Origin of the sequence: Pseudomonas sp. Irchel 3A5, assembly GCF_900187575.1 — a bacterium.
GTDB classification, from domain to species: Bacteria; Pseudomonadota; Gammaproteobacteria; order Pseudomonadales; family Pseudomonadaceae; genus Aquipseudomonas; species Aquipseudomonas folii.
Genome location: NZ_FYDU01000009.1, coordinates 261,995 through 267,994, shown reverse-complemented (window position 1 = coordinate 267,994; position 6,000 = coordinate 261,995). Strand labels below are relative to the sequence as shown.

Genomic DNA, 6,000 nt, shown 5'->3' with positions numbered 1-6,000 from the left:
AGCATTGGAACCACCTGATCCCATCCCGAACTCAGTAGTGAAACGATGTATCGCCGATGGTAGTGTGGGGTTTCCCCATGTGAGAGTAGGTCATCGTCAAGATTAAATTCCAGAACCCCTGATCGCTCACGCGTTCAGGGGTTTTGTTTGTGTGCCTGAAAAATTTAACGGGATATGCGCGCGCTCTGGCCAACCTTGGTAGGACCGAATTCATTCGGGAGGGCTGCATTTCAGGCGATACACAGGCTGCGTATGCACCGCCCCCCGCGAACAAGTTCGCTCCTACCGGTCCAATGCCCATGCCAGCCCCGGTAGGACCGAATTTATTCGGGAGGACTGTCTATCAGGCGATATACAGGCCGCGGATGCACCATCCCCCTCGCGAACAAGTTCGCTCCTACCGGTCCAATGCCCATGCCAACCTCGGTAGGACCGAATTTATTCAGGAGGGCGGCATCTGTCCCAGCGCTGATCTTTGGGTAAATGCGGCTCGCGGCTAAAGCCGCTCCTACGAGGAGATATCGCCTTCCCGGATAAAATCCGATCCCACGGCGCTCTGCATTGTTGCTATACACGGCATTCCCTTAGCCACAAAAAAGCCCCCCTTGTGGACAAGGAGGGCTTTCTCAGTACCAGCGATTATTCACCGCGGTATATGCAACCGCTGGTGCACGTCTCGTGAATCCGAATAGCAGACAGCTCTGGCAACAGCGGCTTGAGCTCGGCAAAGATCCATTTGGCGAGGTTTTCGCTGGTTGGGTTTTCAAGCCCGGGTATGTCATTCAAGTAGTGGTGATCAAGGCGCTCATAAAGCGGTTTGAATATCGCCTTGATTTCAGAGAAGTCCCGGATCCAGCCGATGTGCGGATCGACTTCACCTTCCAGATGAATAGCGATACGGAAGGAGTGGCCATGCAGCCGTCCGCATTTATGGCCCTCGGGAACGTGAGGAAGGAAGTGGGCTGACTCGAACGTAAACTCTTTAAAAATTTCCAAAATGTTCAACTCTAAAAAATGGCGATCGTCGCAGCGACGCATGCAGGCCAAGAGTTTATCAGCATTGGTTTGGGCTATGCGCTAAAACCCGGTCGTTCATCCGTACTGATGGCATCTAGCCAGATCGATTCAGGTTGAATTAAGTTGGGACGTTTATCCTAAGTAGATAGGAATAAACATTCTCAACGGAGCCTGATAGTGAAAACTCTGACTGCGCTTTTTGTCTCTGCCCTTCTGGTATTTACCAGCGGTGCAGTCAGCGCTCGCGACATTTCCCCCGACGAAGCTGCTACATTGCGCGCCGCCGGCAGCATTCAAAGCGCGGAGCAGCTCAACGGGGCAGCCTTGGCCAAACATCCTGGCGCGACGATCAATGACGCCGAGCTTGATGAAAAATACGGCAAGCATGTTTATCAGGTTGAGCTTACCGACACTCAAGGTATCCACTGGGACGTAGATATCGATGCTGCAACCGGGAAGGTGCTCAAAAATCATCAGGACCGATAATGAAGTTACCTAAGCGTCGTGGCACTCTTATTTGCCTTGTGCTGGTCTGCATCTCTGTGCAAGCGAGAGACCTGGATCAGGATGAAGCGCTGAGTTTGCGTCAGAAGGGCACTATTCTTCCGCTTGAGCAGTTGATGGAAATGGCCATGGCCCGGCACCCGGGTGCCAAGTTATTAGAGGCAGAACTTGAAGAGAAACATGGCGTGTATGTTTATGAGTTTGAGATTCTGACCTCGGAAGGGGTCGTCCGCGAGCTGAAATATAACGCTCGGGACAGTCGACTATTGAAGGATGAGGAAGACTGATGCGCCTGTTATTGGTAGAGGACCATGTCCCGCTGGCAGATGAGCTGCTTTCCGGTCTGGGCAGACAGGGCTATGCCGTTGACTGGCTTGCGGACGGGCGTGACGCGGTTCACCAAGGCGTAACCGAGCCTTACGATTTGATCATTCTCGACCTCGGCCTGCCAGGGCTTCCCGGTCTGGAGGTGCTTGAGCAATGGCGCTCCGCAGGTCTGGCAACGCCGGTTCTTGTACTGACGGCCCGAGGTTCCTGGTCTGAACGTATAGAAGGGCTCAAGGCCGGTGCCGACGACTACCTGACCAAACCTTTTCATCCGGAAGAGTTACAGCTGCGTATTCAGGCGTTATTGCGTCGCTCCAAAGGACTGGCCAATCAGCCTCGTCTTGAATCCGCTGGTTTGCATCTGGACGAAGGGCGTCAATGCGTTAACCAGGGCGGTGTAGATATTCAGCTGACTTCCGCCGAATTCCGGTTGCTGCGTTACTTCATGCTGCACCCGGAGCAGATTCTTTCAAAAAGCCATCTGGCTGAGCACCTGTATGACGGTGAAAACGAGCGTGATTCCAACGTCATTGAAGTGCATGTGAATCACCTCAGACGCAAGCTCGGGAAAGCCGTGGTCGAAACCCGACGCGGTCAAGGCTATCGTTTTGGCGGGGAGCCTGCTGCTTGAAGTCTATTCAGCGTCGCCTGAGCATGGGGCTTATCAGCGTGATGGTTCTGGTGTGCGTGGTGTTGGCCCAAACCAGCCTATGGCTGTTTGAGTTAGGTTTGCAGCGCTACCTGGAAGCCGGACTGCGCAACGAGAGCGAGAGCCTGCTGGTTGCCTTGGTACGCGGCCAAAATGGCGTGCAGCTGGATGAGCACCGACTGTCGCCTGCCTATCAACGGCCTTATTCCGGGCACTATTTTCGAATTGATTTCCCTGAAGGGCACTGGCGCTCCCGATCATTATGGGATCTGGAGATTCCTGATCCAGGTTCAAGCGGGTTACATGCCAGCTACGAGTTAGGCCAGACAGGGCAGTCCTTGCTACTGCACAAGGCCGATTACCGAAAATTCGGTCAGGACATCTCAATTACCGTCGCCCAGGACTACACACCGGTCAGGGCGAGCTTTCTTCGTGTGCAACAGATTGGCCTCGGATTGGGGCTTGCCGCTCTCCTGCTGATTCTGGCTCTGCAGCGTGTGACGGTACGTCGTGCCTTGCGTCCACTGGACCGGGCTCGTGAACAGCTTGTTCAGCTCCAGCAAGGTAAGCGTTCCCAGCTGGATGAAGAGGTACCCGTAGAGCTCGAACCTCTTGTCTCGCAAATCAACCATTTGCTGGAACACACCGAAGACAGCCTGAGACGCTCGCGCAACGCTCTCGGTAACCTGGGTCATGCGTTGAAAACGCCACTGGCAGTCCTGTTCAGCGCCATAGCCAGCCCCCAATTCGATGCCCATCCCGCCCTGCGTAATATTCTGCATGAGCAACTGGAGCAGATTCAGCAACGCCTTGCCCGTGAGCTCAATCGTGCGCGGCTATCCGGCGATGCGTTGCCCGGTGCGCATTTTGATTGTGATGCAGAGTTGAGCGGACTGTTCGCCACTTTGCGCATGATCCATGGCGAGCACCTCAACCTAGAGATGCAAGTCAAGCCAGGCCTGTCTTTACCTTGGGATCGTGAGGATATTCTGGAACTGCTGGGCAACTTGCTGGATAACGCCTGCAAATGGGCGGACAGCGAAGTACTGCTGACGATTAGTCGGCAGGAAGCGAGCTTCAGTATTGTGATCGAAGACGACGGCCCCGGTATCCCTGAAGCCATGCGCGAGGAAGTCTTCAGCCGTGGTGCGCGTCTGGATGAGCAAATCACCGGTCATGGACTGGGCCTCGGTATCGTGCGCGATATCGTTCAGGTGTGGGGCGGTCATCTGCAACTTGAAGCCAGCCAGTCAGGTGGGCTTCGAGTACGTATTGATCTGCCTGATCGTTCAGCGATCGATTGACTTGCTCAGTAAGCGATTAAGCATGTCATTAACTTGGCAACTACCGCTCAATATTCCTGCGTTCAATATGGGCGTTACTTACGAGTAACTCCGAAATCTCTCAACCTTTCGGCCATATTGCCGATACAAGCCCAAGATCAAAATTTAAAAACAACAAATTGATGCTTGGGGTCCTATGCGCATTAGCCTGAAAGCCAAAGTACTTTCACTGGCGATCCTGCCAGTGCTGATATTCGCGTTGATCATCAGCGTGACAACAATTCTCATGTTGCACGACCAGGCAAAACGCGAGGTCAGCGAAACTCGCGAACGGCTGCTGAATGAAGCCAAGGCTACGCTGCAAAACTATGTCGCCATCGGCATGACCGCTATCAAACCGATCTACGATGCCTCGCCGGCTGGCGATGAAGCTGCCCGGGCACAGGCGATAAAATTGCTTTCCGGCATTTCCTACGGCAAAGACGGCTATTTCTTTGGCTACGATTCGCAATCGATACGCTTGTTCAAGGCAAACAGCCCAGATGGCGTCGGGAAGAGCTTCAAAGAAGCTCGCGATCCGAACGGCGTATATGTCAACAATGAGCTGGTGGCGGTAGCTAAAGCCGGTACGCACTATCTTCTCTACTCTTCACCCCTGCCCGGCAAAACCGAGTTGCTGCCCAAGCTGGGCTATACCGAATATTTGCCCAAATGGGACCTGGCGTTCGGCTCATCGGTCAATCTTGATGGCATCGACGCTGAGGTTGCACTGGTCGAGCAGGACGTTGACGCCCGGCTGCAGAAAATGTTGCTAAGTATTATCGGCGTTGCACTGCTGGTTCTTGTCATCATCAGCATCATCGGCGTTGTGCTGGCCGGAACCCTGCTGCGCCCGCTGCGTTTGATGAAAAACAACCTCGATGACATTGCCGCAGGCGAAGGGGATTTGACCCGCCGTCTGGCCGTGACCAGTCAGGATGAGCTGGGCGAGCTGGCCAGCTCCTTTAACCGCTTCGTCGACAAGATCCATGGTCTCGTCAGCCAGATATCCGGCATGACCGGACAATTGACCGGTCTGGTCGGCGAAGTATCGAGCCAGGCGCAACGCTCAGAGCAAGCCATGGAGCGCCAGCGTCACGAGACGGATCAGGTTGCCACCGCGATCAACGAAATGTCCGCTGCCGCTCAGGAAGTGGCGAAAAGTGCCCAAGGTGCTTCGGTCGCCGCACAGAAGACCGACGAGGAGGGCCAGTCGGCGAAACGCGTCGTCGATGGCAGCATCAAACTGATTCACGCGCTGGTTGAAGATATTCGTAACAGTGGCTCGTCCCTGGATAGCCTCCAGAAAGACGTGTCTTCGATTGTGAGCGTACTCGGGGTGATTCGCTCCATCGCTGAGCAGACCAACCTGTTGGCCCTCAACGCCGCCATTGAGGCTGCACGTGCAGGGGAGGCGGGTCGTGGTTTTGCGGTGGTAGCCGATGAAGTGCGGGCGCTGGCGAGTCGTACCCAGCAGAGCACCCAGGAAATCCAGGGCATGATTGACCGCTTGCAGAAGGGTACACAGACCGCTGTCGATGCCATGCGTCGCTCCAGCGAAGCTGGCGATGGTACCTCCGTGCAGGCCAATCAGGCGGGGTCTTCACTGGATGCCATCGGCGAGCTGATCACAACCATCAACACCATGAACGCGCAGATCGCCAGCGCCGCTGAAGAGCAAACGGCAGTTGCCGAGGAAATCAACCGCAGCGTGCATCAGATTGCTTCCGCCGTTGATACGGTTGCCGACGAAACCCGGCAAAGCGCGCAGACCTCCCGCAGCCTGAATGATCTTGGTCAGCGCCTTGGTGCATTGGTTGGGCAGTTCCGGGTTTAACTCGCGTGAGAAGTGCGCTACGAATGGTTGACCTGCGGGAGCGCCCTCGTCGTCCGACGCGCCGCGTTGTCGCGTAATAAACAGGGATCCTGTAGGAGTGAGCTTGCTCGCGATAGCGGTCGATCTGTTAAGAGGATAGCGTCTGACCTGACGCTATCGCGAGCAAGCTCATTGCACAGAATAAGCATTTAAACTCAGACAGTTATTTCATGTTTGATGAGCGCCACCGAAGGCTGCGAAGCATTTATCCTGACACACCGCTATCGCCGCCTTCGGCAGCTATTACAGATCAAATGTCTGCCGTCAGACAGCGCGGTGTAGCGACACTGTGCGATTTCCTGCAA

The 6,000-nt window shown here is 55.0% G+C and carries 6 protein-coding genes, 1 rRNA gene and 1 pseudogene; 7 read left to right on the top strand and 1 reads right to left on the bottom strand.

Annotated elements, in window-relative coordinates:
- Positions 1-102 (top strand): 5S ribosomal RNA (rrf, locus tag CKW31_RS17350); the annotation flags it as partial.
- Between the two features lie 537 nt (positions 103-639).
- Here the strand turns inward: rrf and queD are convergent.
- Complete coding sequence (gene queD / locus CKW31_RS17345; protein WP_080238016.1) at positions 640-996, bottom strand: 6-carboxytetrahydropterin synthase QueD; 357 nt, start codon at positions 994-996, stop codon at positions 640-642.
- Between the two features lie 198 nt (positions 997-1,194).
- Here queD and CKW31_RS17340 point away from each other — a divergent pair, with 198 nt between their 5' ends.
- From CKW31_RS17340 to CKW31_RS30410, 6 genes and pseudogenes are all read left to right on the top strand, one after another.
- Entirely contained in the window at positions 1,195-1,503 is a 309-nt protein-coding gene (locus CKW31_RS17340) for a PepSY domain-containing protein (protein ID WP_095097553.1), read from the top strand.
- Positions 1,503-1,808: a PepSY domain-containing protein gene (locus tag CKW31_RS17335; protein WP_095097550.1), complete on the top strand. Its 306-nt coding sequence runs from the start codon at positions 1,503-1,505 to the stop codon at positions 1,806-1,808. The genes CKW31_RS17340 and CKW31_RS17335 overlap by 1 nt, the downstream gene beginning before the upstream one ends.
- Positions 1,808-2,479, top strand: coding sequence for a response regulator transcription factor (locus tag CKW31_RS17330; protein WP_095097546.1), 672 nt, complete (start codon positions 1,808-1,810; stop codon positions 2,477-2,479). Before CKW31_RS17335 ends, CKW31_RS17330 begins: the two co-directional genes overlap by 1 nt.
- Positions 2,476-3,801, top strand: a complete 1,326-nt coding sequence (locus tag CKW31_RS17325) for a sensor histidine kinase (protein ID WP_095097543.1) — start codon at positions 2,476-2,478, stop codon at positions 3,799-3,801. Before CKW31_RS17330 ends, CKW31_RS17325 begins: the two co-directional genes overlap by 4 nt.
- Positions 3,802-3,976: 175 nt before the next feature.
- Positions 3,977-4,798, top strand: a pseudogene (locus tag CKW31_RS30415) (cache domain-containing protein); the annotation flags it as partial.
- Positions 4,799-4,834: 36 nt separating this feature from the next.
- Complete coding sequence (locus CKW31_RS30410) at positions 4,835-5,656, top strand: methyl-accepting chemotaxis protein (protein ID WP_371856764.1); 822 nt, start codon at positions 4,835-4,837, stop codon at positions 5,654-5,656.
- Positions 5,657-6,000: the final 344 nt, after the last annotated feature.

Bases quoted from the DNA above. Each gene is read 5' to 3' on its own strand.
- CKW31_RS17335 (WP_095097550.1), top strand. From the start codon at position 1,503: ATGAAGTTACCTAAGCGTCGTGGCACTCTTATTTGCCTTGTGCTGGTC.
- CKW31_RS17330 (WP_095097546.1), top strand. From the start codon at position 1,808: ATGCGCCTGTTATTGGTAGAGGACCATGTCCCGCTGGCAGATGAGCTG.
- CKW31_RS30410 (WP_371856764.1), top strand. From the start codon at position 4,835: ATGACCGGACAATTGACCGGTCTGGTCGGCGAAGTATCGAGCCAGGCG.